Origin of the sequence: Nitratidesulfovibrio sp., assembly GCF_040373385.1 — a bacterium.
Classification (GTDB): Bacteria; Desulfobacterota; Desulfovibrionia; order Desulfovibrionales; family Desulfovibrionaceae; genus Cupidesulfovibrio.
In genome coordinates this window covers 408,002-434,052 of record NZ_JBDXXH010000004.1, presented here as the reverse complement: position 1 = coordinate 434,052, position 26,051 = coordinate 408,002, and the positions used below count along the sequence as shown (strand labels likewise).

Below are 26,051 nucleotides of genomic sequence, written 5' to 3'. Positions count from 1 at the left end.
CGAACAAGCTTTCCGTACAAATGCATGAGTGGGCGTATGCCGTTGCATACGCCCACTCTTTCATCATCCTGACGCCGAAATCGTGTCGAAAGGCGTCTTACCTACCCCAGCGCCTTCACGGCGTCGGTGAATTCCCGCACGTCTTCCTCGGTGGTGTCGAAGCTGGTCATCCAGCGCACCTCGTGCAGCACCGGGTCCCATTCATAGAAGTAGAAATCCTGCTGCAATTTGGCGATGTGCTCGGGCGACAGGCGCGCGAACACCGCGTTGGCCTCCACGGGCCGGGTAATGGTGACGTGCGGCAGTCCGCGCAGGCTGTCGGCCATCAGCCGGGCCATGGTGTTGGCGTTGCGGGCGTTTTCCAGCCACAGGCCGTCGTGCAGCATTTCAATGAACTGCGCGGCGATGAAGCGCATCTTGGAAATGAGCTGCATGCCCTGCTTGCGGATGAAGTTGAATTCGCGCGACAGTTCCGGATTGAAAAAGATCACCGCCTCGCCGAACATCATGCCGTTCTTGGTGCCCCCAAAGGACAGCACGTCCACGCCCGCGTCGCGGGTCAGCGCCGCAAGGCTCACGTCCAGCGCAGCGGCGGCATTGGCCAGCCGTGCGCCGTCCATGTGCAGCAGCATGCCGTTGGCGTGGGCAAAGTCCGCCAGGGCGCGAATTTGCGCCGGGGAATACACGGTGCCCAGTTCCGTGGACTGGGTGATGGAAATGACGCGCGGCTGGCTGTGGTGGAAGTTGCCGATCATGTGCAGCAGCGGCACCACGTCCATGACCCGGATGCGCCCGTCGTGCGAGGGGATGACCTGCAACTTCGACCCGGTCACCGATTCCGGCGCGCCGCATTCGTCCACGTTGATGTGGGCCACGTCCGCGCAGACCACCGAATGCCACGGCCGGGTCACGGCGCGCAGCCCCAGCACGTTGGCCGCCGTGCCCAGGAACACGAAATACATGTCGATGTCCGGCCCGAAGTGCCGGGCGAACACCTCTTTCGCCTGCTCGGTGTACGGGTCCTGCCCGTAGGGGTGGGCGTGCCCGGCGTTGGCGCGCCCCATGGCGGCGAGAATGCGCGGGTGCACGCCCGAGGTGTTGTCGCTGGCGAAACTCTTGAGGCTCACTGGTGTGTCTCCTGCTCTGGCTCTTGCGTGAGGGGCCGATTGGCGCGGCCCCGTCCGGTGTGCGTGGTGCGGCGGCGCGCACGCGCCGTCGGGATGAAAAAATGCGCGGGTGGTCAAAACATGCGGGGGCTCAGGCCCTGCCCGTGCCGCCGGTATCATCCGGGGCGTCCGTTACATCGGAGGCGGAAGGGACGTCCGGGCCATTCGGGCCAAGCTCGCCATCCGGCGGGACTTCCGGCGGAACGTCGGGACAGTAGCTCCCCTGCCACACGCCGCGATACACGTCCCGATAGACCCCAAGGGTCCGGTTCAGAAAATCCGCCCGGTGCAGGGCTTCGATGCGCAGCCCGCAGGCATCGCGCAGTATTTCCAGCCACGGCGGGCTGTCCATGGCGTGGGCGATGGCAGCGGCCATGGCGGCCACGTCGCCGGGGGGCACCAGCGCGCCCTGGGGCAGCAGGTCTGGCATGACACCCACGGTGGTGGATACCAGCGGCCTGTTGCAGGCCATGATCTCCAGCGCGGCGCGGGCGATGGTCTCGGACCACAGCGAGGCCACCACGCCAAGGTCCATGGCCGAAATGCACGCGGCCACGTCCGGGCGTTTGCCGGTGATCACGGAAACATCTTCCATTGCCGCCTCGCGCAGCCAGCCGCGTACCGTGGCCTCTGGCGTGGCCGAATCGAACCCCGCCAGCATCAGCCGCAGGCGCGGACGCGGCGTACCATCCCAGCGGCCCTCACGCAGGCCCGCCGCGGTCTCGATCAGCTCGCGCTGGCCCTTCACCGTGTCGAACCGGCCCAGCAGCCCCACCACGAAGTCGTCGTCCGCCCAGCCGTATTCGGCGCGCACGCGGGCGCGGCCCGCCGCGTCGAAGCGGAACACGGACTCGTCCACCCCGCCGAGAATGGTGTGCACCCGGTCGGCGGGCACGCCCATTTCATTGACGAAATGCTCGGCCATCACCGTGTTGGTTGCGATGACCGCGTCGGCCACGCGGGTGTGCAGGAACAGGTTGGGCCGGTTGCCCTTGGGCAGGCGCTGGTCGCCGCGCGTGCGCACCAGCCCGAAGCGATGCGGCCCGCGCGCGTGCAGCGCCTTCAAAAGGCCCCACAGCACGAACGATTCGCCCCGGTGGCAGTTGACCACGTGGGGGCGAAAATCGCGCACCATGCGGTGCAGCGTGCCGTACAGCCCGGCCAGGGTGAAGGGATTGGCGGCATTCAGCGGCAGGGGGATGGGGTCCAGCCCCCAGGCGCGGGCGCGCTCGAACGATTCGGTGCCCGCAAGGCCCAGCACCAGGGTTTCGTGCCCGGCCTCGCGCAGCAGGCGGGCCAGCATCATGCCGTACCACGCCGTGGCGTTGAACCAGCGCACGTTGACCACCTGAATGGTGCGCAACGGCGCGCCGCCCGGTGTCATGAAAGACATCGACGGCGATGCATCGCCCGGCACGGCGTGGCGGACGGCGGAAATGGTGGCAGGGTCGGGTGCGTTCACGGGCACGTCATGCCGCAATCGCCCGGCAATGACAACCCCCGGCAGCAGCACACCCCGGCGGCCCGGATACGGGGTGCGGCAACCGCACGCCGCCGCCTCTACACGCGGGCGCGCAACCCGGTAAGGAAGGTGGCCTGGTCGGCGGTGTAGTCCATGATCTGCGACGAGGCGCCGTCCTCGCTCCACCAGGCGCTCATGGCTTCCATTTGCAGGCGGGTCTTGATGTCCTGCGGGGAATACCCTTCCGCCTTGCGGGCCTTCTCGAGGTTGGACAGGGTCTGGATCTTCTGGAACTGCTCGACCATGTCCGGATTATCCTTGAAATACTTCTCGATCTTGGCCTTGTCCTCGCTGTCGGTAATCACCGTGACGCCGCCGGTCTTTTCATCGGTGACCACCCGGAACTCCACGTCCTTGTCCACGCCCAGCTTGGTCAGGTCTTCGCGCACCTTGGCGGAAAATTCCTCTTCCATCTGCTTGCGGTACTCTTCAACCATGCTGAAGGTCAGCTTGCCGGTGGCGTTGGGCGAAATTTCCTTGAGCACGCTGGAAAGCTGGGACAGGTAGTCCAGCGAGAGGCCGGTCACCGTGTTGCCCGACGAGGAAGACGACGACGATGAACTGGCCGACGAAGAGGACGACGTGGAACTGCCGTCGGTGTATGTGGAAAGGTCGATGCCGTACGTGCCGTAGCTGCCGTAGATGGACGAAATGGACATGCTGCCTCCGGGCGGACGATTTTGCCGGGTTCCGCCTTTACATTGCTTAATGCATCGCCCATGCCAGCGCGGACTCACTCCCCTTGCCGCGTCCACCTCCACGCCCCCGCCGCTGCGCGTACCCGCCATCAGCTCGCGCGCGCATGCGCCCTGCACGCCGCCGGGCCGGTCCGGTCCGGGCCGAGCCGGGCCGGTCCGGGCCGAGCCGGGCCGGTCCGGGCCGAGCCGGTCCGGGCCGAAACCATTGGACGCCACGGCGGAAACGGGCTATCGGGGCGGTAACGGACATCCGCGCGGAGCGCCCCCATCCTTTTGTGACCCGGTCATACTCCTGTCATGCTCCGGTCATGGTCCGATCATGCCCCATGGGTCATTCGGGCTACCTGCCGCGCTTCCGCACGCCGGGCCAGATCAACCTCGCCCGGCCGGAACCACTGCCATTCCCCATGCCGCGCGCCGCACGCGCCCGGCAGCCGAACCGGTCCTCGCCGCGTTCGCGTGCCGCCGCGACGCGCTTCGCCACCACAACCCACGAGACTCATGTCGCAAGCCACCACCGCCGCCACGCTGGAATTCGACGACGCCGCACTGGCCAACCAGCTGTTCGGCGCGCGCAACGCCAACCTTTCCCTGATCGCGGAAAAGTCGGGCGCACGCCTGGACACGCGCGGAAACACCGTCACCGTGGACGCGGAAGACCCCCGCGTGCGCGAAACGGTGTTGAACCTGCTGGCGCAGCTGTACGGCCTGCTGAAGTCGGGGCACCCCGTGTACCCGCGCGACATGGCCTATGCCTACGGCATGCTCGACCGCGACCCCTCGGCGGACCTGCGGCGCATCTTTCGCGATGCGGTGTTCGTGGTTTCGCCGCGCAAGACCATCACCCCCAAGACCCTCAGCCAGCGCGACTACGTGGCCGCCCTGCGCGAAAACGACATGGTCTTCGCCGTGGGTCCGGCGGGCACGGGCAAGACCTACCTTGCCGTGGCCGTTGGCCTTTCCATGCTGCTGTCCAAGAAGGTGAAGCGCATCATCCTTACCCGGCCCGCCGTGGAGGCGGGAGAAAAGCTGGGGTTCCTGCCCGGCGACCTGGTGGAGAAGGTGAACCCCTACCTGCGCCCGCTGTACGATGCCCTGCACGACATGCAGGACTTCCAGAAGGTGGCCGACATGCTGGAAACGGGCATCATAGAGATAGCGCCGCTGGCCTTCATGCGCGGCCGCACCCTGAACGACGCGTTCATCATCCTGGACGAGGCCCAGAACACCACCCAGGAACAGATGAAGATGTTCCTTACCCGCCTGGGCTTCGGCTCGCGCGCGGTGATCACCGGCGACATCACCCAGATAGACCTGCCCGCATCGGGCAAGGCCGACGCGCTGTCGCGCTCCGGCCTGGTGCACGCCCTGCGCGTGCTGGAAGGCGTCAAGGGAATCCGCTCCATCCGCTTTCACGAAGACGACGTGATCCGCCACCCCCTGGTGGGCAGGATCGTGCAGGCCTATGAACGCCACGAAACCGCAGAATCACGCTAGACACAGGGCCCTCAGCGCCGCATCGGTGGCCGCGCCCTTCCGCTGGCTGGCCCGCCACCAGGCCGGGCCGGGGCTGTTCTTCTTCTGCCTGACCATGATCGCCCTTGCCGTGCTGGCGGGCGCCAATCTTTCGCCCTCCGTCCGCCTGTACGTGGCCGGTGAAATCGCCTCGCAAGAGGTGACCGCCGACCGCGACCTGCTGGTGGAAGACCAGCAGGGCACCCGCGCCCGGCGCGACCAGGTGGCCCAGTTGCAGCCCGCCGTGTTCGACCTGAGCCGCGAGCCCGTGACCACCCTGCGCCAGCGGGTGCACGAAATCTTCCTGGCCGTGAACCACGCCGACCCGGCGGAACAGGAACAGTTGCGCTGGCAACTGGCCGAGGCGCTGGGCACGGAAATCACCGAACGCACCCTGGCAATACTTGCCAGCGAAGAATTGCAGACCCTTGTGACCACCCGCGCCCTACCGTGGGTGGAATCGCGCCTGGCCGAGGGCGTTTCTGCCGATACGCGCATCGTGCTCCAGTTCAAGGGCGGCGTGCTGCTGCGCGACCTTGCCACCGGCAGCGAAACCCTGCGCACCGACTTGCAGAACCTGCACGACCTGCGTTCCGTGGTTTCCGAACTGAGCCAGAACCTGAAGAACGAGACCAAGGCCTCGCTGGCCGTGCGCCGCACCGCCGTGCTGCTGCTGTCCCCGCTGCTTTCCCCCACCCTGACCCTGAACCGGGAGGCCACCGACGCCCGCGTGGCGGAAATGACCGCCGCCGTGGAACCGGTGTTCTACCGCATCCAGAAGGGCGAGGTGGTGGTGCGCCAGGGCGAGCGGGTAAGCCGCGAGCACCAGCTGAAATTGCAGGCCCTGTGGGCGCGCAAGGGCGAAAAGGTGCACCTGGCCACGGTGGTCGGGGTGTTGCTGACCTCGCTGCTGCTGGGCGCGGGCATGCTGTTTTCGCCCAGCGGCCGCATGGGTTCCGCCGTGCGCCAGAAGGACCTGTTCTTCGTGGCGCTGCTGCTGCTGGTGTTCGCGCTGATGTCCAAGGGGCTGACACTGTTGGGCCAACGGGTGCTGGAACAGGGCGCATCGCTGACGCCGGAGGTGCTGTCCTTCGCCTTTCCCGTGGCCGGGGCGGCGGGCCTTGCCGCGCTGATCTTCTCTGCCCGGCGCTACTGCGTCACCGGCCTTCTGCTGGCCTTCTTCTGCACCGTGCTGGCGGGCGGGGGGCTGCCCCTGTTCATGTTCTATTTCCTGGGCGCCATGTGGAACACCTGGCTGGTCACCCGCGCCCAGACCCGTCAGGACGTGGTGTGGAGCACCCTGCCGCTGTGCGCGGGACAGCTTCTGGTGTGGCTGGGGGCCACGGCCCTTGGGGGGTACGTGGACCCGGCAGCGCTGGCGTGGGGGGTGCTGGCCGTGGCCGTGAACGCCATGCTCTCGCTGCTGCTGCTGTTTGCGCTGTCACCCATCATTGAACTGTGCCTGGGCTACACCACGCGCTTCCGGCTGATGGAGCTGATGAACCTGGAACAGCCGCTGTTGCAGGACCTGATGGTGGCCGTACCCGGCACCTACCATCACTCGCTCATCGTCTCGAACATGGTGGAGGCCGGGGCCAAGGCCATCGGCGCCAACAGCCTGCTGTGCAAGGTGGCCGCGCTGTACCACGACATCGGCAAGCTGAGCCGCCCGGAATACTTCATCGAGAACCAGTTCGGCGGGCGCAACAAGCACGACAAGCTGGCCCCGTCCATGAGCGCGCTGATTCTCACCTCCCACGTCAAGAAGGGCGCGGAACTGGCCCAGCAACACCGCCTGGGCCAGGAAATCGTGGACATCATCGGCCAGCACCACGGCACGCGGGTGATCCGCTACTTCTACCAGAAGGCCGTGAACCAGGGCGAGAACCCGCGCGAGCAAGATTACCAGTACCCCGGCCCGCGCCCCCAGACGCGCGAGGCGGCCATCGTCATGCTGGCCGACGCGGTGGAGGCGTCCAGCCGTACGCTGGTGGAGCCCACCCCGGCGCGCATCAAGGGGCACATCGATACCATCGTCAAGGGCATCTTTGCCGAAGGGCAGCTTGACGAATCGGAACTGACCTTCAAGGACCTGCACAAGCTGGGCGAAAACTTCCACCGCATCCTCACCGGGCTGTTCCACCAGCGCATCGGCTACCCCGACGCGGCCAAGCCCGGCCAGCCGGATCGCAGCCCGGACCGTGACGCGCCCAAATGCGGCGAGAGGGGCGCGGAAAAGTGCCCGGAGAAAAACGGGGACAAGAGCGGCAAGCTTTCGGAAAAGAACGGCAAGAATACCGACGCGCCCTGCCCGCCTTGCCCGCCGCCTTGCCCCCCGTCCTGTCCTGATGTCATGGACACTCCGGCCTGCCCCGCCTGCGACGAACCGCAACCGCCCATGCCGTGCTGCTACGGCACGCTGGACGGCGGCAATGGCGATGCCCCGGCGCAGGACGCTGGTGCCTTGCTGCGTGCGCCGGAACCGGAGGATACGCTGGCGGATGGCCCGGCCCCGGCGGTATCCGCTGCGTCGGCGGCACCTGCCCCCCCAATCAAGTCCGGCAAGCCCGACTAGCCATGCTGGTGCTGCGCCGCGCGCCCGGCATGGGCTTTCTGCTGCCGCTGGCCCCCGGCGAACTGCGCGCCGTGTTCACGGCCATGCAACAGGCCACCGGCCTTGCCGGATGCACCGTGGAACTGGACCTTGTGGGCGACGAGGAAATCGCCCGCCTGAATGCCGCACACCTTGGCTGCACCGGCCCCACCAATATCCTGTCTTTTCCCGCCCAGGACGGCTACGGCGCGCCGGAAGACTTCACGTGCGAAGGGTCGGCGGACGGTCTGGATGCGGGACCGGATGCGTGGCCGGATGCAGGTCCGGGCGACGACGGAGAGCCAGACGCCCCCGCCTGCCACCTCGGCTGGCTGGTGCTGTCGCTGGACACCTGGCAACGCGAATGCCTGCTGTACGGGCAGGAACCGGTGGAACACGCCCTGCGCCTGCTGGCCCACGGCCTTGGGCACCTTGCCGGGTACGACCACGGCCCGGAAATGGACGCCTTCACTGACGCCGCGCACGAAGCCGGGTTGGCGGCTCTGACTGCACAGGCCTAGCGGCTTCTCCTGCCTTTACGCCGCCCCCCCCAGTCACCTGTCTGCCCGCCCATTCGCCTGCCTTCAGCCTGCCCCCCAGCCTGCGACAAATGAAGCGGGGGCGGAGGAACCGTATCGGTTCTTCCGCCCCCGCGTTGCATTCAGGGTCTGCGTTCCGTCTTCGAGCGGGCCATGCCCGGCACGCACCACAGGCTACCCCAGCTTTTTCTGCAGCAACTCCGTGACCAGGGCCGGGTTGGCCTTGCCCTTGGTCTTGCGCATGATCTGCCCCATGAAGAAGCTGATCAGCTTGGTCTTGCCGCCCTTGTAGGCTTCCACCTCGGCGGGGTTCTCGGCAATGGCCTCGTCCACGGCGGTCTCGATGGCCGAGGTATCGGAAATCTGCACCAGCCCGCGCTCCTTCACGAAGGCCTCTGGCATGGCGCCGGTTTCCACCAGTTCGCCAAAGATGTCGTTGGCGATCTTGGCGCTGATCAACCCGGCTTCGACGATGCGCACCAGCTCACCCAGCGCTTCCGGCCGCATGGCGATGGCGTCCACGGCCACCGCGCGCTGGTTCAGTTCGCGCAGCAGCGCGCCCTGCATCAGGTTGGCCACCTTCTTGGGCTGGCCGCAGGCCGCCGTGGCCGCCTCGAAGAAGTCGGCCAGGGCCTTGTCTGCGGTCAGCACGTCGGCGTCCTGTTCGGACAGGCCATGCTGCTCCATAAGCCGGGCCCTGCGGGCCTGCGGCAGTTCCGGCAGGTCGGCGCGCCAGCGGGCCAGGTCTTCCTGCGCGATGCGCACGGGCATCAGGTCCGGGTCGGGGAAGTAGCGGTAGTCGTGGGCTTCTTCCTTGCCGCGCATGGACACGGTGACGTTCTTCACCGCGTCGTACAGGCGGGTTTCCTGCACCACGGCGTCGCCGTCCTCCAGCACGTCCTGCTGGCGGGCGATTTCGTACTCGATGGCCCGCTGCACGTTGCGGAACGAGTTCAGGTTCTTCAGTTCCGCGCGGGTGCCGAATTCCCGTTGCCCCCTGGGCCGGATGGACACGTTGGCGTCACAGCGGAAGCTGCCTTCCTCCATGTTGCCGTCGCAGATGCCCAGATACACCACGATGGCGTGCAGGGCCTTCAGGTAGGCCACGGCCTCCTCGGCGCTGCGCATGTCCGGCTCGCTGACGATCTCGATGAGCGGCACGCCCGAGCGGTTCAGGTCCACGTAGCTGGCGTTGTCGCCCGCCGAGTGGATGTTCTTGCCCGCGTCGTCCTCCATGTGGATGCGCGTGATGCCGATGCGGCGCGTCTGGCCGTTCACCGTGATGTCCAGGTGCCCGTGCTCGCAGATGGGCGTTTCGAACTGCGAAATCTGGTAGCCCTTGGGCAGGTCCGGGTAGAAATAGTTCTTGCGCGCGAACACCGAGACGGGGTTCACCGTGCAATCCACGGCCATGCCCATACGCGCGGCGTATTCCACGGCGCGGGCGTTGGGCACCGGCAGTACGCCGGGCATGCCGGAGCACACCTCGCACACGTTGGCGTTGGGGGCGGACCCGAACGCGGTGGAGCAGGAACAGAACAGCTTGGACCGCGTGCGCAACTGGGCGTGCACTTCCAGCCCGATGACGGCTTCATACAAGGCCATGACGAATCTCCTGACGGCTTGAATGCGAAGGCAATGCGGGGCTCCGCCCCGCCCCCCGCAAGGGGGCCGCGCCCCCTTGACCCCTTTTTGTGGGGTATGCCCCTACTAAAAAGTTTGGGGGGAGCGGCAGCCGTTATACGAACGCAGAGCGCGAGTATTACGGATGGCGACAGCAGTGCTTGGGGGTACGGTGGGCAGCCCCCCCCCGCTCGCACAATTCCTACCCCTTCACGTGCTTGTACAGCTCGGGGTTGAGGCTGGGATCATTGTACATCTTGAACTGGTAGTAGGCCTTGGGCTGCTTGCGGCCATCCAGGAACTCCGCGGTCAGGTCCAGCACGGCCTGGGCCAGGTCGGCGCGCTGCTCGCGCAGCACGGCCAGCTTGGCGGCGCAGCGTTCGCGGTGGTCGGGCGCGGCGTCAGCCCGTTCGGCCTGCTCTTCCATGTGGAAGACCTTCAGGCTGAGGATGGACAGCCGGTCCACGGCCATGCCCAGCGACTCGGTATTGTGGCGCGGGCGCTGGCCGGGGGTGGACGCGGGCAGCAGCGGGCGCAGCAGCGCCACCAGACAGGCGTCCACCTTTTCCATGTAGTCGTTGCGGCGCTGGTTCAGGCCGTCGATGGTGCGCTTGCACTCCGCGATGACATCCGTGCCCACGTCGATGCGGCGGGCGGTGTCTTCCACGTGCCACAGGCGGAAGTTCATCAGGTGCTGGGCCAGCACCAGCCGGTGCAGCAACGCGGCGTCGGCCACGGTCTCCGCCGCGTCCGTCACAACGGGGGCGGGCTCGTGTGCCGGGGGCTCGGCCACGTGCCACTCGGCGGTGGCGCGGTGCTGGGCATCGAAACATTCCGTAAGCAGCGTTGCCACGGCATGGAAGGTCTGCATCGTGTTTCCTTGAGGCTGGGTTATCCGCTGATGCCCACGTCGAAGTACTTGCCCACGCCGTATTCGCGGCGGCGGAAGAAGTTGTCCGGCGACGGGCCGATGATCTGGAGTTCGCGGTGCTTCTTCTGCATGTCGAGGGCGATCTGCATTTCCTTGGTGCAGCCGGTGGAGTAGGTCGAATCCTTGCCCGACCACACCGAGGGCACCTTGCGATCCTGCAACGCGAAGCTCGTCTCTATATCCTCAACGGTCTGGAAACGCCAGATGTCGATAAGGCCGCTGCGCTGCACCCGCTCCCACATGAACATCAGGTCGTCGCCATCCATGCCTTCCTCGAAGTGCTCGGCCGGGTTGACGATGAAGGTGGTGTCCAGCTTCTCGCGCAGGTGCCGGACAAAGGCGTCCACCACGCCGATGGCGGTCTTTGTCTGGCCGGGTATGGAGCCGATGATGCAACTGTAGAACATCACCGCCTTGCCCTGCTGGCGCGCCGCGCGCATGGCCTCGATGATCTCTGCGGCCTTGCCGGACAGGTCCTTTTCGGTGAACTTGCGCACCCCTGTCGCGCGGGGCTTGCAGACGATGCTGCACTGGCCGTCGTCCTCGCCCCAGAAGCACACGATGTCGCGGGTGAACTGGTGGCTGGTGCGCAGGAAGATGTTATCCGCCCGCCAGCCCTTGGCCATGATCAGGTCGCATTCCTTCCACGCCCGGGCAAAGGTGACGCTGGCCCGGTACAGGTTCAGCCGCTCGCGCATGCCGTCCGAGATGACCACGAAGCGGTGCTCGCGCAGGTGGCGCAACAGGTCGTTCTTGGACACGCGGTCGTCGTGCAGCACGAAGGCGGATTCCATTTCCTCCTTCAGCGTGGGGTCGGTCTCCACGTCCCAGATCATGGGGGCGTAAAAGAAGAAGCCTTCCTTCAGCGCCAGCACCACCTGGTGCCCCATGCGCAGCAGCACCCGGACGATGGCGAGGTCGAACACCACGCCGCCGTCGCCGTCGCACAGGTACAGGATCTTCTTGCGCGGCTCCGTCTCCGGGCCGAACAGCAGACGCAACTGGGGCGAGGCTTCACCCACGGATTCCAGGGCCTGTTCCACCTCCAGCGGCGAAGGGGGGCATTGTACCCACTGGCGACCATGCATGGCCACGTGCAGCAGCCGCACCAGTTCGGTAAGGTCCAGTTCCCAGCGCATGTCCACGATGTCGCGCTGCGGGTTCAGCGTGGCGGGGGGGCGGCGCAGCAGGCGCTGCAACGCCGGGTCCTGCAACAGGGTGCGCGCCTTGCGGTTGGCGGCCTGCTTGCGGTTACGCCACGGGTCTTCCTGCCCGGACTGGGTAAGCACGATGCTGGTCAGGCGCTTGACCACCCGCGAAGGAATGGTGGTGTGCTGGCTGATGTGCAGGCGGAAGCGATGGCGGCAGTATTGCAGAATGCGCCGCTTGACCTGCTTTTCGATGTGCGTGGCGCTGCGCACCAGGCGCATGATGATGCGCCACGCGCGGTTGTACTGCTTCTGCAACTCGCGCGGTGTTTCGGCAGCGCACATGAGGCGAAAGGTTTCGTCCGAGCAGGGCACGTAGATCTGGTCGTCCGCCAGGGCCACCATGAAGCGCAACTGCTCCGGCGTGGCGATGAGCGTGGGATTCATGAGGTGTTCGAGATTGTTCTCGGTCATGAAGTTGTAGATCCACGCGTCGAAATAGGGGTCCTTGCGCAGGCGGATGTCCCTTACGGCGTCGAACTCGGGCAGCTTTCGCATGGCGACCTCGTATCGGCGGGGCCGGGTGGCACGGCGGGGCGGCCCCCCGGCAAAGGGCCGTCGCGGAGACGTTGCGGGCGGGCGAAGGACGATTTGGAATAGTCCTCAGGCCTGGTCCTTGATGAACCCCTTGGCCTTCAGCTTGCGGTAGTACGAAAGTTCCTCGATGGTGGCGAACAGCATGCCGCCGGGCGCGCGTTCCACGTGCACCACGTCGCCCGCGTGCAGGGCGTAGCCTTCCTGCCCGTCCTGGGTCAGGTAGACATCGGTGGTGCGCTCGCGCACCGTTACCGACAGGCGGGCCTCGCCGGGCAGCACCAGTGGCAGCAGGTTGTTCAGAAACGGGCAGATGGGCGTCACGGTGTACACGTGCAGTTGCGGATGCACCAGCGGCCCCCGCGCGGACACGGAATACCCCGTGGCCCCGGTGGGGGTGGAGACGATCAGCCCGTCGGCGCGCAGTTCGCCCAGCCGTTCGGACCCCACGCGCAGGTCCAGATTGATGACCCGCGCCAGAATGCCGCGATTGATGACCACATCGTTCACCGCGCCGCCGGAATGCACCGTGGCCCCGTCCCGCTCCACGTGAAAGGATAGCGCCAGCCGCTCCTGCACGGTCACGCCGCCGGACAGCAGCCGTTCCAGGCTGGCTTCCCAGCGGGTGGCCGCCACTTCCGCCAGAAAGCCCACCTTGCCCAGGTTCACGCCCAGGAGCGGCACCCCGGAGCCCAGCAACCGCCGGGCCACGCCAAGGATGGTGCCGTCGCCGCCCAGCACCAGGGCCAGGCTGCATTCCTGCCCGGCCACGGCCAGCGACACGGCATCGCCCGTGTTCTCCACCACGCGCGCCGAAAGGCCGCGCGCGACCAGCCAGGCGCGCATGCGCTCGCCAAGGGCCTCCGCCTCGCGGTGGCCCGACTTGGTGACGATGAGAATGGAACGAAGCGCGGTGTGCATGGAGTGTTCCTAGTGGAATCCGCCCGCGCCTTCAAGAAATAACCGCGCGAAGGGTCGCCGGAAGGGGGCGCGCCCCGGCCGGGCGGCAGGGACGAGCCTGGCGCATTGCGCACGGCCCGCCACGGTACAGGCCGGGCAAACGTGCAGGCAGGGCAGCCAACCCGGCCAGACAACCCATACAAGCCAGACAGACCAGACAGGCCAGGTACCACGGCCCCGGCAGGACTGGCGGGCCACATTGCGACATGGCGCACACGCTGGGCGCCCGCACAGTCGCCGCACTGGCCGCGCCACACGGTTGTCACGCCCGGCCATTTGGTATACTGCCGAGTGGTTCCGCAACATCCACGGGCTGGCCGCACGGCCGCCGCAGAGGTATCAACCGCTCCATGACAGACACCGCCCGCCAGATCGTGCTCGAACACGCCACCGAAGGCGCGAAGCTTCGCGAACGCTATTTCCAGCAGAACGCCGAGCGCGTGGTGGAGTTGGCCCTTCAGATGGCCCTCACCCTTGCCCGGGGCCGCAAGATCATGTTCTGCGGCAACGGCGGCAGCGCCGCCGACGCCCAGCACCTGGCCGCCGAATTCGTCAACCGCTTCATGATGGAGCGCCCCCCCCTGCCCGCCCTGGCCTTGACCACCGACAGCTCGATACTTACCGCCATAGGCAACGACTACGGCTTCGAACAGGTGTTCCAGAAACAGGTGCAGGCGCTGGGCCAACCCGGAGACATGCTGGTGGGCATTTCCACGTCCGGCAACAGCCCCAACGTGGTGCTGGCGCTGAAGGCCGCGCGCGAGAAGGGCGTGACCACCGTGGGCATGACCGGTCGCGGCGGCGGCGAAATGGCCGCGCTGTGCGACTACCTGCTGGACGTATCCGACCGGCGCACCCCGCTGGTGCAGGAAATCCACATCACCGTGGGCCACCTGCTGTGCCAGTTGACCGACCATTTCCTGTTCGAAAACGTGCTGGCCCTGCAACCGTACCTGGAAGGCACCGCGCCGCAATAGGCGCCCTTTCCGGCACCGAGCACGCCCGCCGATCATGTTCCGCCCCGCGCCGCACGCCCCGCTCGCCCGGCAACACGCCATGCGAGACAGGGGGGCAACGCCGGGGCAGCCTTTCGCACCGCCTTTGGAGGAAAACGCATCATGCCCATCTACGAATACGAATGCACCGCCTGCGGCAAGAAATTCGAGGAACTCGTCTTCGGCGACGACCTGCCCCCCTGCCCGGCCTGCGGCTCTGCCCGTACCGAGAAGCAGCTGTCCTGCGCCTGCTTCAAGATGCCCGCGCCCTCGCGCGTGGGGCAGACCGTGACCTTCCCCAAGTCCAGCCGTGGCGGCTGCTCCGGGTGTTCGGGCGGGAACTGCTCCACCTGCGGCTAGCGATGCCTCCGGATTGTCCTTTCGTCCGCTGGCTGCGTCAAACTTCGCCTGCCATCTCGGTCAAATACGATAAGAGCGCCTTGCGGTCCTCATCCGTAAGGTTCGCTTCGCTCACCTAACGGCTGAGGCATACTCCCTCATGGCGGGCTTGCTTTCCTTGCCAGCAAACGAAAATCCTAATCCGGAACCAGCTGCAAGTCTCAACATCATCCTCACACCGCGCGCAACTACATGAACAAACTCGTCATCGCCACCCGTGGCAGCAAGCTGGCCCTGTGGCAGGCCGAACACGTCAAGTCCTGCATCGAAGGCCGACACCCCGGCGTTTCTGTGGAACTGCTGGTCCTGAAGACTCGGGGGGACATCATCCTCGACGTGCCGCTGGCCAAGGTGGGCGGCAAGGGCCTGTTCGTGAAGGAAATCGAGGAGGCGCTGCTGGATGGCCGGGCCGACCTGGCCGTGCACAGCATGAAGGACGTGCCCATGGAACTGCCGGAAGGGCTGGTGCTGGGCATCATTCCCGAACGCGAGGAACCGTCCGACTCCTTCCTGTCCGTGCACCACGATTCGCTGGCCGCCCTGCCCCACGGAGCCACCGTGGGCACCAGCAGCCTGCGCCGCCAGTCGCAGTTGCTGGCCCTGCGCCCGGACCTGAACGTGGTCTCCCTGCGCGGCAACGTGGACACCCGCCTGCGCAAGCTTTCCGAGGGCCAGTTCGACGCCATTATCATGGCCACCGCAGGCATGAAGCGCCTGGGCCTTTCCGCGCCCAAGAGCGAAGTGCTGGGGCCGCCCGCCTTCCTGCCCGCCGTGGGACAGGGCGCGCTGGGCATCGAATTCCGGGGGGACCGGGCCGACCTGCGCGATCTGCTGGCCTTCATGGAGCACACCCCCACCCGCATCCGCGTGGAGGCCGAACGCGGCTTTCTGGCCGGGTTGCAGGGCGGCTGCCAGGTGCCCATCGCCGGGCACGCCGTGATGACGGGCGATGCCACCTTCGCACTGGAAGGACTTGTGGCCGACCTTGCCGGCGCGCGGGTGATCCGCCGCACCCTGAACGGCACCAGCGCCCCGGATGGCGCGCAGGCCCGCACGGTCGGCCTGGATCTTGCCGCCCGACTGGTGGCCGACGGTGCAGGCGAAATACTGGCCGAGGTATACGGCAGCGGAGCGGCGACAAACTAGCCCGTTCAGTCCCGGCACCCGGCCCATGCAGCCGGTACGGTCCTGCTTTCGATTGCGATACAACGGGCCGCCCTTCCTGCACGGAAGGGCGGCCCGTTTTCGTTCAACTGCCGGATGCCGTGGACCTAGCCGACTAAGGGCTGTTTCTAAATGAGGATTTTCATTCGTTGGCGAGGAAAACGAGCCTGCCATGAGGGAATATGCCTCAGCCGTTAGGTGAGCGAAGCGAACCTTACGGATGAGGACCGCAACGCGCTCTTATCGTATTTGACCGAGCCTTAGCCGTTAGGCAAGCGCGCAGCGCGAGTCTTACGGATAAGGACAGCAAAGCCATGGCAGACGAAGTTTGACCGCGTTGCGCACGATGCCCGTAAAGCTCGCAAGCTCGCTTAACGGGCACGCTCCGCGCCCTTCGGGTCGGACGCCAACGGGCGAAAGGACAATTTAGAAACTGCCCCTAGCCCGCCTTCATCTCTTCCACCAGGCGCTTCAACACCTGGGCCTGCTCCGCCAGGGCGGACACGGCCCGCGCCGATTCCCGCATGGCCTGCGCCGTTTCGGCGGAAATGGTGCTGACCTGCTCCACCGCGTGGTTGATTTCCTCGCTGGCGGAGGACTGCTGCTCCGATGCCGTGGCGATGGAGCGCACCTGATCGCTGGCCGTTTCCACCAGCCGCACGATCTCGCCCAGCGCCTCGCCCGACTGGCGCACCAGTTGGGTGGATTCCTCGATGCCCTGTACCGAGCGGTCCACGTTCTCCATGTTCTTGCGGGTGCCCTGCTGCACCCCCCGGATGGCATCGCCCACCTGCACGGTGGCCTGCATGGTCTTTTCCGCCAGCTTGCGCACCTCGTCGGCCACCACGGCAAAGCCGCGCCCGGCGTCACCGGCGCGGGCCGCCTCGATGGCCGCGTTCAGCGCCAGCAGGTTGGTCTGGTCGGCAATGTCGCTGATCACGTTCATGATCGCCCCGATGGACTCCGCCTGGCGGCCCAGGTCTTCCATGTCGGCCTTGAGGTCCAGCGACTGCCGCCGCACACCGTCGATGGTGCCCACCACCCGTTCCACCAGCGCGGCACCGTGGGCGGCCTTGGCGCGGGCCGAATCGGAAACCTCGGCGGTGTTCCCGGCGTTGCGGGCCACCTCCAGCACGCTGGCGTTCATTTCCTCCATGGCCGTGGCCGTCTCGGAAACGCGCTTGGCCTGTTCCTTGGCGCCCCGGTCGGCCTGCTCGATCTGGGCGGAAAGCTCCTCGGACGCGGACGAGACCACCTCCACCGAGCCCTCCACCCGCGCGGCAGCCTGCAACATGCCCTCGCGCTTGGCGTTTTCTGCCTGCTTGCGGGCTTCATCCGCTTCACGCATGGCGGCCATGGCCTCCTGCTCCTTGCGGGCTGCCTGCTCGCTCTTGTCTTCAGCCTCAGCGATCTTGGCCTTCAGGGTGTCCACCATCACCCGCAGGGCGTCGGCCAACCTGCCGATCTCGTCACGCCCGTGCACGGCAAGGTCCGCGTTCAGGTTTCCACCCGCCACCAACTGCGCGAACGACACGGCCCCGCCCAGCGGACGGGTGATGGACCGCGAAATGAAGAAGCCGAGCAGCAGCGACAACAACGGCGCCCCCACGGCCAGAGTGATGGCGGTGTTGTGCGCCGTGTGCGCTTCCGCAGCGCTTTGGACCCGCGCGGCACGCGCCTCTGCCCGCACGGCCTCCTGCACGGCCGCCGCGGCCTCGGCCAGTCGGGCGTTGGCCTGCACGCCCTTGCCGGTGACAAGATCAGCTGCCTTGGCCTGCTTGTCGTCACTGGCGCTGTCCCGCTCCCACTCCTGGATGGCGGCCATGATTTCATCGTTGGTGATGCGCACGGCGTCCAGCGTGGCGACGAAGGCAGACCATTTTTCCTGAACGGCGGGCGAATGGCGCAGCTTGTCCATCTCGCTCCGCGACTTGGCGATGACCTCGCGCGCAAGGCGGATGTCCTCCCGCTGGCGGTCGCGGTCGGCTCTGGACAGGCGTTCCATCATCAGGGTGCGCTGGGCCACCACGATGCCGCGCATGGCCAGCTCGACGCTGCCGGTATGGGCCACGGCGGGCAGCATTTCCTCGTTGGAACGGCGCAGGCTTTCGCTGGCATTTTCGATGGCCAGATACCCGGAACCGGCGGTGATCAACGTGAGCAGCGAAACAAAAATGAACCCTGCTATCAGCCTGACACCGACATTGAAATTGTTCATGAAACCCCCGGCTTGCTGATTGTGATGAAAGTACGGAAAGCCCGCTTTCGCTCCCGATCCGCTCCTGATTCGCTCCGGTTCAGATTGGATTGGAACCGCACCAGGACAGGTATGAACATCAATGCGACAACACGATGATGTACGAAAACGCCTCCATCTCATCCCACGGAAAAAAGACATGAGCCGACATCGTCAGCTTGCCGAGGGTGCGCTCGTGGCGCAGTCGGCTTTCGTGCGTACCCTGCAGCCGCTTGGCCAGACGCCCGAAAGTGATGCGCGGCGGGGTGCGATCCGGTACGCCCACCGGTACGCCTGCCCGAATGCCGTCCCCGGCATCATCCCGAATATCCTGCCGCAGCGGCTTTTGCCCCTGGCTGTCGAACACCACCATGCCGAAGCCGTCCACCACCCGCACCCACGCCCCCAGGGCATGGCGCATGCGGTGCAGCATCGTGATCATGGAGCCCAACTTGCCTGTCGCGACACGCCGTGAACGGTAGACACGGGCAACGCCGCCTTCCGCCCCGTGTTGCTCCAGATACACCCGCAGGCTGCGCACCCCGGCGGTGGTGACAACGCCGCGCCGCAGGTCGATGTCACAGAAGCCCAGGTCGCATGTGGACAGCTGTGTCGCCATGCGGTCCTGGGCCAGCCGCGAGACGATCCACCCTTCGCGCGACATGGCACCCACAAGGCTGCGCAGCAGTTCCGCCTCATCCGTGTAGGAAATGCGCCAGTGGGGTGCCTTGCAAACGGCATCCGCGAACATGGCGCTTTCATCATCCGACTCGTCCGGTTCATCACACAGCACGCAACGAAGGAACAATGTAAACACCTCGCGGTGCTCGTAGATGGCTTCGCGCAGTTTGTCGGGCACGACACCCGCCACCGCGAGCATGAAGTACCTGTCCACTCCCAGCAGGTCGGCAAGCACCATCAATCGCTCCGGCTTCAGGCAGACATCGTCGCCCCGCTCTATGCGGCTGAGGTAGGAATGATGCACCCCCAACCGATCGGCCAACTGGCGGATGGACAGCACCTTGCCGCCATCGGTTCGCTCAAGGCGTGCCTCTCTGACGAGTCTTCCGAGTAACCTGCCCATCTCGCCTACTTTTTTGTCTATAATATTGTAGCCAGTCCAAGGCGGGCAATCACTGTTATAAATCATGGCATGACAAAAACGGCAGCCCGGTGCGCACCCGGCCATATGCCGAGAGGAGCGAGAGGAAGGAAACTCCGGCAGGGAGAACTTTGAACGCGAAACACACGACAATGACGATGACAAACACTTGCAATATCTGAATGCGCACCATGACTACATGTGCAAAGCGTCCATGTAAACAAATGTGATGCAGTAAACAAATGTTTATCAAGTGTACATAAGTGCTTACTTCCATATTTAAACGTATTTTATTACATGTAACACTAAAAATACTGCATATCGCACGATGCAATACAGAAAAAAAGAGCACCAATCAAACAGCATAGCACACCACGCGCGCAACATGCCGTCCCACTCCTGCCTTGTACACGAAATCGGCGCGGAAAATTTCCACAAAAAAAGGACGTCCCCTGCGGAACGCCCCCCTTGCACGCCAGGCCACGGCGTGGCTTCAATGCTGCCATCGTCGCTAGAACGAAACTCCCACGGTCAGCGAGCCGAAGTGCTGCCCCCGGTCCTGGCCCACGAATTCCTCGGTGCGGTAGGCGTGGGTGTAGGTGATGCGCACCCCTTCGATGATTACCGCCAGCCCCCCGGACAGGTCGGCCACGAAGTACTTCTTTTCCACGTCGTGGCTGTCGCGAAAGGTATTGCCGTCCAGAAAGATGTTGTGGGCCACGGCCCGCCCGTCGGCACCCACGAACAGGTACCAGCCCCAGCTGTCGCGCACGCGCGGGTCCGCATCGTCGCTGGGTGCCTCTATGCCCCCCCCGGGGCGGATCAGCGAAGTCTCGAAGTCGCCCGGCAGGTTCCAGCCGATGCGCACTTCCCCCCCCATGTTGGCCTGGGTCAGCACGTTGCCCGCCGTGGCACCCACGCGGGGCAGCACGTCCCAGCCGAAGCCGCGTCCGATGGACGAAGGGTTCAGCCGCCAGTTGCGTTGCCAGGTCAGCATCAGGCCCGGTTCGTCATGCAACTGGTTGTCCCAGCCCTTGGCCGTGGGAATGTCGCGCATCTCGTGCACTTCGTTCTGGGCCGTCTCTCCCCGCGCCGAAGGCCCCACGATGCCGCCGGTGAATTGCAGGGTGTCCATGCGCTCGCCCTTCTTGGCATGCAGGCCGATGGCCCCGTACAGGAAGCCCGCGTAAGGTCGGTCACCGGCCAGGTACTGCCGGGCCTGGGTATCGGACGGCGTGTAGATGGCCTGCCCGAAGGCCACGCTGACGTTGTACTGGGCATCAGGGTCACCCGAAAACGGCAGGCTTTCGATGAGTTCGTCCAGCACGTCGGGCAGCATTTCGTCGTCGGACAGGGTCTTGAGGTCGGGCGAGACGAACCGGGCCTGCACCGCGTTGGTGTAGTACTGGTCGGTACCGCCGAACAGGTCGTTCTCGAAATAGATGACCAGCGTACTGAACGCCTTGGCCTTTTTGGGTTCTTCCGGCTCGTCGGCGGCGCCTGTTTCCGGCACTTCGTCCGATGCGGCGGGAATCGGGTCAGGAAAGGGCGCAGCCTCGGCGGCCAGCGCGCAGCGGGGAACGCACAGGGGGACGCACAGCAGCAGGGCCAGCAGGCCACCGCACTGGGCTGCGCGCATCAGGAGTGAAACAGGGGTCATTTGCCGGATTCCGTTTCCCGTGCCCACACGGGCAGTTCCATGTCATATTGGCGAATCAGCGCATCATGCTCGCGCATGGCGGCGTAGGACGACGATTTGCGAAACGAGCTGTTGCGGTTGGTGCGATACAGCACGTTGAGATCCCACATGGTGTCCACGTCGTTCCACTCCGGCAGGCGCACCACGTCCAGCCGGGCGGCCTCCAGCCGCTCCATGGTGGCCGCGTATACCGACCCGCCGCTCCACTCCACGCCCTCGAACACGCCGGGCAGAAACCTGTCGCGCCGGAAGCCTATCAGATAATAGCCACCGTCGAAAGCGGGGCCGATGACCGCGTCATGCAGGTCCAGGTCGTCCAGGGCCTTCTGCGCCAGTTCGTGCGGAAAATCCGGAATGTCGCTGCCCAGCACCACCACGCGCTCGTATCCGGCGGCGTAGGCATCGGCAAGGGCCGTGCACATGCGCGCGCCCAGGTCGTCGCCCTGCTGGGGTTGATAGACATGCTGCGGCCCCAGCCAGGCCTTGCAGGCGGACAGCGCGCCCTGTGTACCCGGCGCCCCCGGTACGCCCTGAACGTCCTGTACGTCCTGAACGTCGGGGGGCACGGTGCCCGTGTCGCAACAGATGCGCAGGTCGGCCTTTACCTGCACCAGTTCGGCCAGCATGTCCTGCACGAAATGGCGGTACATGGCGGCGACGGCTTCCGCGCCCATGACGGACGCAAGGCGCGTCTTCACCGCGCCCGGCTCGGGATACTTGACGAAGAAGAGTACGCAGGTGTCGCTCATGATGCTCCTTTGCGGGCGCGGTACCAACGCGCCAGTATCTGCGCCGGAACCCCCAGCGCGTACAGCAGCCGCAGACAGACGTTGCGCAGGGTGCAGCGCACGGCCCCCTCGTCGCGCCAGCGCCGGGCCGAAGTGACGGCCCGCAGGTCCAGCAGGGCCAGCGACTGGTCTGGGCCAAGCTGGCGATGCTGGCGGCGCAGGCGGCGCATGATTTCCACGTCTTCCATCAGCGGCTGATCGGGGTAGCCGCCCATGGCCCGGAATAACCCGGCTCGAAAGAACTGGGCCTGGTCGCCGTACGGGGTACGGGTAAGCCGGTTGCGCAGGTTGGCCAGCGCCTCCACCAGCCGGAACCACGCCCCCGGCGCGTCGATGGCCAAAGAAAACGCCCCGGCGCCGGGGACGCACGGCCCGGCACTGCCGGTCGCAATCGCGCCATGTCCGCCGCATGCGGCCGATACAGGCGCGGCAGCGTTCACACCCTCGCCCCCGGCAGCGTACGGCGACACGCCCAACGCCCGCAATACGGCGGGAAAGGCCCCGTCCGGCAGGCGCGTATCCGCATGCAGGAACAGCAGCACCTGCCCGCGGGCCACGGCGGCACCGGCGTTCATCTGCCGGGCGCGGCCACGCGGGGCGGCCACGGCGCACACGAGAAGCCCCGTTCCGGAAAATTCTTCGGCGGCCAAACCACATGCGCCCAGACCCGTTGCGGCCCGCCAGGCGTCCCTGCCCATCGCCATCTTCAACGCAGCCAGCGTGTCGCCTTCCGGCGCGCCGTCGGCCACCACCAGTTCCACCGCACCCCGTGGCAATTCACCGGCCAGCGCGCGCACATGCCTGGCCAGGTCCGCCATGCGCTGCGCCTCGTGCAGCACCGGCACCACCACGGAAAGCAGCACGTCCACCTCGTGTCCCTGCCCCCCCGGCTCCGGCCCGCCATGCCCCGCCGGGCGCGGCATGGTGCCGTTGGGTTCGTCCCCGGCGTGCTGCTGCGTGGGCTGGGCTGCGGTCATGGCGCGGATGATAGCCGTTCCCGCCCCGGCTGACAAACCCCGCGCCACTCCGGACGACGGGCCGCCACGCGCCTGCCGCCTTGCGATCCGCTCCCCGCTTTCCTTGCCACCCCTTCAGCCCCGCGCATGCTTCGTTCCACACCCTGCCTGCATCGCTTGCCCAAGCGCACCACCCTGTGGGACGTGACAAGCGCGGGGCAACACGCTAGGCTAAGAAACCCGGCCCTTCGCGCCGGTTCGGCACCTGGATATCCGCCGGGGTCGAGCAACCCTGCCGGGCCACCAGCCCGGCCTTTCCCACTCTGTCCGCCGCGCAGGAGCATCATGACCAAGGTTTCCCCGCTGCCCGCCACCCGTCTTCGCGCCACGCTCGACCCCTCCCGCATCCAGTGGGAGACCAGCGACGCCATTCCGCGTCCGCCGCGCAACGGCATGCGCCGCACCCCCCAGCCCCGCGTGTTGCAGGCGCTGGAACTGGCCCTGCACATTCGCGATGGTGGCTACAACGTCTACCTTTCGGGCGAGGCCAATCTTGGCCGCACCTACATGCTGCGCGAATACCTTGCGCCGCGCGCCCGCAAGATGGACACCCCGCCCGACCTCGTCCACGTCTACAATTTCGAGGACCCGGACAGGCCGCGCCTTATCGCGCTGCCCGCCGGGCAGGGGCGCAAGCTGCGCACCGCGCTCACCCAGGCCCTGTCCAAGGCCCGCAAGGAAGCGCCCAGCCGCTTCGAGCACGACGCCTTCGTGCGCAAGCGCACCCTGCTGCTGGACAAGTTCCAGACCCAGCGCAGCAAACTGTTCAAGGAAATGGACACCGTGGCCGTGGGCGAAGGCTTCAATCTGGACATGGACGATTCCGGCAGCCTGACCCTGTACCCCATCGTGGAGGGCAAGCGCCTTAGCGAGGACGAGTACGAAAAGCTCGACGCCACGCTGCGCAAGAGCCTGAAGCTGAAGGGCGACCGCCTGCTGCAAGCCATGACCGGCCTGATGCGCAAGCTGACCCGCGCCGAGCAGGACTTCGTGGAAGACGAACGCACCCTGGAAAAGGAAGTGGTGCGCGAGGTGCTGGACCAGTTCCTGACGCCGCTGGCGGACAAGTTCGCCAAGACCTGTCCGTGCGACGAACTGAAGCGCTACTTCGCCGACATGCGCGAGGACATCCTGGACAACATCGAAGGCTTCGTGCAGCGCGACATTCCCACCCACCTGCCGCAGCAACAGCCCGACCTTGGCCCGCCGCCGGAAGACACGTCCTTCCGCTACGACATCAACGTGTTCGTGGACAACGGCGAAACCCACGGCGCGCCCATCGTGGTGGACGACCACCCCACCCCGTCCAACCTGCTGGGGTGCATCGAACGCGAATCGGAAATGGGCGCGCTGGTGACCGACTTCACCCTGGTCAAGGCCGGTTCGCTGCAAAAGGCCAACGGCGGCTTCCTTGTGCTGCACATGGAGGACATCCTGTCCTACCCCAGCGCCTGGGAAGGGCTGCTGCGGGCCCTGCGCTCGGGCCTGGCCCGCATAGAGGACGCGGGTGACGGGCAGGAATCCACAAAAACCAAGGGCATAGAGCCGGAACCGCTGCGCCTGAATCTGAAGGTGGTGCTGGTGGGCACCGAGGAAATGTACGAGACGCTGCTGGTCAACGACGACCGCTTCCCAAAGCTGTTCAAGATCAAGGCGCATCTGACCGAAGCCGCCGAACGCAACGCCGACGGGGTGAAGGTGTACCTTGCGCGCATAGCGCGGATCATCGACGAGGCGAAACTTTTGCCCTTCGACCGCGATGCCATGGCGGGGCTGGTGGACTACGGCTCGCGCATCATAGAGGACCAGCGCAAGCTGTCGCTGAAGTTTCCGGTGCTGCGCGAACTGATGATCGAGGCCTCGGCCCTGGCCTCCATGAAGGGCAGCGCGCTGGTGGACCGCACCACCCTGCACGACGCCATGGTGGCGCGCACCTACCGCGCCAACCTGGTCGAACAGCACTACATGGACGAATACGACCGCGAACTGATCAAGGTACGTACCAGCGGCAGCGAAGTGGGCCGGGTGAACGGCCTGTCGGTGACCTGGTACGGCGACTTCGAGTTCGGCCTGCCGCACCAGATATCCTGCACCGTGGGCGTGGGGCACGGCGGCATCATCGACCTTGAGCGGGAGGCAGAGCTTGGCGGGCCCATCCACACCAAGGCCATGATGATCCTGAAAAGCTACCTGCTCAGCCAGTTCGCGCGGACAAAGCCCCTGGTGATGACCGGCAGCCTGTGCTTCGAGCAGAGCTACGCGGGCATCGAGGGCGATTCCGCATCCGGCGCGGAACTGGCGGCGCTGCTTTCGGCCATCGCGGACGTGCCCATCCGGCTTTCTCTGGCCTTTACCGGCGCGGTCAGCCAGTCCGGCCAGATCATGGCCGTGGGCGGGGTGACCCGCAAGGTGGAAGGGTTCTTCGAGGTGTGCAGCCGCCACGGGCTGACCGGGGAACAGGGCGTGATCCTGCCCAAGGACAACATTGCCCACCTGATGCTGAAGCAGGAGGTGGTGGCCGCCGTGAACGAGGGGCGCTTTTCCATCTGGCCGGTGGCGCACATCACCGAAGCCCTGGAACTGCTTACCGGCATGCCCGCCGGTCGCATGCGCGCCGATTCCACGTTCACCCCCGGCACCCTGTACGACAAGGTGGATCGCCGCCTGGCCGAACTGGGACGCCTTGCCAAGGACGCCTTCAAGCAGAAGCGCAAACGCTAGGTCGCGCTGTCCGGCACCGGCCAACGAACAAAGCCCCGGCATCTGACGATGCCGGGGCTTTGTGCCGGGCAGCCCGTGGCCACCGGGGCGGGATATCGGCCTTGCGCGAAAGGGCCGCGCGTTATTCCCGGACATATGCCGCGCCACGGCGGCAGGAAGGCGAGTGCCCTTCGGCACGGGCGGACCTCAGACACCTCGCGGACACCTTGCGGACACCTCGCAGACACATGGCAGGCGCATGGCATGACCGCACGCCCATGAGCCGCGCGACAAGGCGGGCTACTTCTTCTCGTCGCCCTTGCAGGCTCGCGCCAGCATGTCGCCGGGCAGCAGAATGTCCTCGCCGCAGTTCGGGCACTTTACCCGAATCCGGGCCGCCTCCGAAGAAGGCAGCTTCTTGCGCATCATGAAAACTCTGTGACAGTAGGGGCAGCGCACCCTCAAACCATCCGGATCCACCGGCTGCATCACCTTGTCCCCTTGCATATGCTGGCTGCGTTGCCCCCCGAACGGCCCGCGTGTGCCCGCCGACAGACGAACGCTGCCGGGCACGCGGCGCAGGCCCCTGAATATTCCTATCCGGTAACCGGCGCCGATGCAACAATGGCGGCAGGATGCATTTCGTCGACGCCTCGCGCGGGC

General features: G+C 66.2%; 20 protein-coding genes. 7 read left to right on the top strand and 13 right to left on the bottom strand.

All coding sequences use genetic code 11. The features are described from left to right. Positions 1-101: 101 nt before the first annotated feature. From ABWO17_RS10065 to ABWO17_RS10055, 3 genes are all read right to left on the bottom strand, one after another. Positions 102-1,127, bottom strand: coding sequence for a threonine aldolase family protein (locus ABWO17_RS10065; protein WP_353118116.1), 1,026 nt, complete (start codon positions 1,125-1,127; stop codon positions 102-104). Between the two features lie 130 nt (positions 1,128-1,257). After that, positions 1,258-2,529 carry a glycosyltransferase gene (locus tag ABWO17_RS10060; RefSeq protein WP_353118230.1) on the bottom strand — a complete coding sequence of 424 codons (1,272 nt, stop codon included), beginning with the start codon at positions 2,527-2,529 and terminating at the stop codon, positions 1,258-1,260. Between the two features lie 197 nt (positions 2,530-2,726). Next, a complete protein-coding gene (locus tag ABWO17_RS10055; RefSeq protein ID WP_353118114.1) occupies positions 2,727-3,347 on the bottom strand; it encodes a hypothetical protein in 621 nt (206 codons plus the stop codon). A gap of 540 nt (positions 3,348-3,887) precedes the next feature. Here ABWO17_RS10055 and ABWO17_RS10050 point away from each other — a divergent pair. The 3 genes from ABWO17_RS10050 to ybeY are packed head-to-tail and all read left to right on the top strand — an operon-like array spanning position 3,888 to position 8,015. Beyond that, a complete protein-coding gene (locus ABWO17_RS10050) occupies positions 3,888-4,883 on the top strand; it encodes a PhoH family protein (protein ID WP_353118113.1) in 996 nt (331 codons plus the stop codon). Next, entirely contained in the window at positions 4,852-7,476 is a 2,625-nt protein-coding gene (locus ABWO17_RS10045) for an HD family phosphohydrolase (RefSeq protein WP_353118111.1), read from the top strand. Before ABWO17_RS10050 ends, ABWO17_RS10045 begins: the two co-directional genes overlap by 32 nt. A gap of 2 nt (positions 7,477-7,478) precedes the next feature. Continuing rightward, positions 7,479-8,015 carry an rRNA maturation RNase YbeY gene (ybeY, locus tag ABWO17_RS10040; protein WP_353118109.1) on the top strand — a complete coding sequence of 179 codons (537 nt, stop codon included), beginning with the start codon at positions 7,479-7,481 and terminating at the stop codon, positions 8,013-8,015. Between the two features lie 192 nt (positions 8,016-8,207). Here the strand turns inward: ybeY and gatB are convergent, their stop codons facing one another. From gatB to ABWO17_RS10020, 4 genes are all read right to left on the bottom strand, one after another. Beyond that, the gene (gatB, locus tag ABWO17_RS10035) at positions 8,208-9,638 is read right to left on the bottom strand and encodes an Asp-tRNA(Asn)/Glu-tRNA(Gln) amidotransferase subunit GatB (RefSeq protein WP_353118107.1); all 1,431 of its coding nucleotides are present in this window, start codon (positions 9,636-9,638) and stop codon (positions 8,208-8,210) included. Between the two features lie 220 nt (positions 9,639-9,858). After that, positions 9,859-10,527, bottom strand: coding sequence for a DUF4254 domain-containing protein (locus ABWO17_RS10030; RefSeq protein WP_353118105.1), 669 nt, complete (start codon positions 10,525-10,527; stop codon positions 9,859-9,861). Between the two features lie 20 nt (positions 10,528-10,547). Beyond that, positions 10,548-12,293: an ARMT1-like domain-containing protein gene (locus ABWO17_RS10025; RefSeq protein ID WP_353118103.1), complete on the bottom strand. Its 1,746-nt coding sequence runs from the start codon at positions 12,291-12,293 to the stop codon at positions 10,548-10,550. A 105-nt stretch (positions 12,294-12,398) separates the two neighbouring features. Further along, entirely contained in the window at positions 12,399-13,250 is an 852-nt protein-coding gene (locus tag ABWO17_RS10020; RefSeq protein WP_353118101.1) for an NAD(+)/NADH kinase, read from the bottom strand. A 389-nt stretch (positions 13,251-13,639) separates the two neighbouring features. Here ABWO17_RS10020 and ABWO17_RS10015 point away from each other — a divergent pair, with 389 nt between their 5' ends. From ABWO17_RS10015 to hemC, 3 genes are all read left to right on the top strand, one after another. Then, positions 13,640-14,266, top strand: coding sequence for a D-sedoheptulose 7-phosphate isomerase (locus ABWO17_RS10015; protein ID WP_353118099.1), 627 nt, complete (start codon positions 13,640-13,642; stop codon positions 14,264-14,266). A 141-nt stretch (positions 14,267-14,407) separates the two neighbouring features. Then, positions 14,408-14,644, top strand: a complete 237-nt coding sequence (locus ABWO17_RS10010; RefSeq protein ID WP_353118097.1) for an FmdB family zinc ribbon protein — start codon at positions 14,408-14,410, stop codon at positions 14,642-14,644. Positions 14,645-14,875: 231 nt separating this feature from the next. After that, the gene (gene hemC / locus ABWO17_RS10005) at positions 14,876-15,829 is read left to right on the top strand and encodes a hydroxymethylbilane synthase (RefSeq protein ID WP_353118095.1); all 954 of its coding nucleotides are present in this window, start codon (positions 14,876-14,878) and stop codon (positions 15,827-15,829) included. Positions 15,830-16,286: 457 nt separating this feature from the next. Here the strand turns inward: hemC and ABWO17_RS10000 are convergent, their stop codons facing one another. The 5 genes from ABWO17_RS10000 to ABWO17_RS09980 all read right to left on the bottom strand — a co-directional run bounded on the left by ABWO17_RS10000 (position 16,287) and on the right by ABWO17_RS09980 (position 22,649). Beyond that, a complete protein-coding gene (locus tag ABWO17_RS10000; RefSeq protein ID WP_353118093.1) occupies positions 16,287-18,065 on the bottom strand; it encodes a methyl-accepting chemotaxis protein in 1,779 nt (592 codons plus the stop codon). A 118-nt stretch (positions 18,066-18,183) separates the two neighbouring features. Next, on the bottom strand, positions 18,184-19,167 hold the full coding sequence (locus ABWO17_RS09995; protein WP_353118091.1) for a helix-turn-helix domain-containing protein: 984 nt from the start codon (positions 19,165-19,167) through the stop codon (positions 18,184-18,186). Positions 19,168-19,696: 529 nt separating this feature from the next. Further along, positions 19,697-20,845 (bottom strand): lipid A deacylase LpxR family protein, encoded by a 1,149-nt coding sequence (locus ABWO17_RS09990; protein ID WP_353118090.1) that lies wholly within the window; start codon positions 20,843-20,845, stop codon positions 19,697-19,699. After that, entirely contained in the window at positions 20,842-21,633 is a 792-nt protein-coding gene (locus ABWO17_RS09985; RefSeq protein ID WP_353118088.1) for a TIGR04282 family arsenosugar biosynthesis glycosyltransferase, read from the bottom strand. Before ABWO17_RS09985 ends, ABWO17_RS09990 begins: the two co-directional genes overlap by 4 nt. Beyond that, positions 21,630-22,649: a TIGR04283 family arsenosugar biosynthesis glycosyltransferase gene (locus ABWO17_RS09980; RefSeq protein WP_353118086.1), complete on the bottom strand. Its 1,020-nt coding sequence runs from the start codon at positions 22,647-22,649 to the stop codon at positions 21,630-21,632. Before ABWO17_RS09980 ends, ABWO17_RS09985 begins: the two co-directional genes overlap by 4 nt. Before the next feature lie 324 nt (positions 22,650-22,973). On the opposite strand from ABWO17_RS09980, the gene ABWO17_RS09975 reads away from it, so the two are divergent. After that, positions 22,974-25,409, top strand: coding sequence for a Lon protease family protein (locus tag ABWO17_RS09975; protein WP_353118084.1), 2,436 nt, complete (start codon positions 22,974-22,976; stop codon positions 25,407-25,409). A 279-nt stretch (positions 25,410-25,688) separates the two neighbouring features. Here the strand turns inward: ABWO17_RS09975 and ABWO17_RS09970 are convergent, their stop codons facing one another. Further along, a complete protein-coding gene (locus ABWO17_RS09970; RefSeq protein WP_353118082.1) occupies positions 25,689-25,817 on the bottom strand; it encodes a hypothetical protein in 129 nt (42 codons plus the stop codon). Positions 25,818-26,051 lie beyond the last annotated feature (234 nt).

Coding starts and splice junctions, on each gene's coding strand:
- ABWO17_RS10055 (WP_353118114.1), bottom strand. CDS start 3,347: ATGTCCATTTCGTCCATCTACGGCAGCTACGGCACGTACGGCATCGAC.
- ABWO17_RS10050 (WP_353118113.1), top strand. CDS start 3,888: ATGTCGCAAGCCACCACCGCCGCCACGCTGGAATTCGACGACGCCGCA.
- ABWO17_RS10045 (WP_353118111.1), top strand. CDS start 4,852: ATGAACGCCACGAAACCGCAGAATCACGCTAGACACAGGGCCCTCAGC.
- ybeY (WP_353118109.1), top strand. CDS start 7,479: ATGCTGGTGCTGCGCCGCGCGCCCGGCATGGGCTTTCTGCTGCCGCTG.
- gatB (WP_353118107.1), bottom strand. CDS start 9,638: ATGGCCTTGTATGAAGCCGTCATCGGGCTGGAAGTGCACGCCCAGTTG.
- ABWO17_RS10030 (WP_353118105.1), bottom strand. CDS start 10,527: ATGCAGACCTTCCATGCCGTGGCAACGCTGCTTACGGAATGTTTCGAT.
- ABWO17_RS10025 (WP_353118103.1), bottom strand. CDS start 12,293: ATGCGAAAGCTGCCCGAGTTCGACGCCGTAAGGGACATCCGCCTGCGC.
- ABWO17_RS10020 (WP_353118101.1), bottom strand. CDS start 13,250: ATGCACACCGCGCTTCGTTCCATTCTCATCGTCACCAAGTCGGGCCAC.
- ABWO17_RS10015 (WP_353118099.1), top strand. CDS start 13,640: ATGACAGACACCGCCCGCCAGATCGTGCTCGAACACGCCACCGAAGGC.
- ABWO17_RS10010 (WP_353118097.1), top strand. CDS start 14,408: ATGCCCATCTACGAATACGAATGCACCGCCTGCGGCAAGAAATTCGAG.
- hemC (WP_353118095.1), top strand. CDS start 14,876: ATGAACAAACTCGTCATCGCCACCCGTGGCAGCAAGCTGGCCCTGTGG.
- ABWO17_RS10000 (WP_353118093.1), bottom strand. CDS start 18,065: ATGAACAATTTCAATGTCGGTGTCAGGCTGATAGCAGGGTTCATTTTT.
- ABWO17_RS09995 (WP_353118091.1), bottom strand. CDS start 19,167: ATGGGCAGGTTACTCGGAAGACTCGTCAGAGAGGCACGCCTTGAGCGA.
- ABWO17_RS09990 (WP_353118090.1), bottom strand. CDS start 20,845: ATGACCCCTGTTTCACTCCTGATGCGCGCAGCCCAGTGCGGTGGCCTG.
- ABWO17_RS09985 (WP_353118088.1), bottom strand. CDS start 21,633: ATGAGCGACACCTGCGTACTCTTCTTCGTCAAGTATCCCGAGCCGGGC.
- ABWO17_RS09980 (WP_353118086.1), bottom strand. CDS start 22,649: ATGACCGCAGCCCAGCCCACGCAGCAGCACGCCGGGGACGAACCCAAC.
- ABWO17_RS09975 (WP_353118084.1), top strand. CDS start 22,974: ATGACCAAGGTTTCCCCGCTGCCCGCCACCCGTCTTCGCGCCACGCTC.
- ABWO17_RS09970 (WP_353118082.1), bottom strand. CDS start 25,817: ATGATGCGCAAGAAGCTGCCTTCTTCGGAGGCGGCCCGGATTCGGGTA.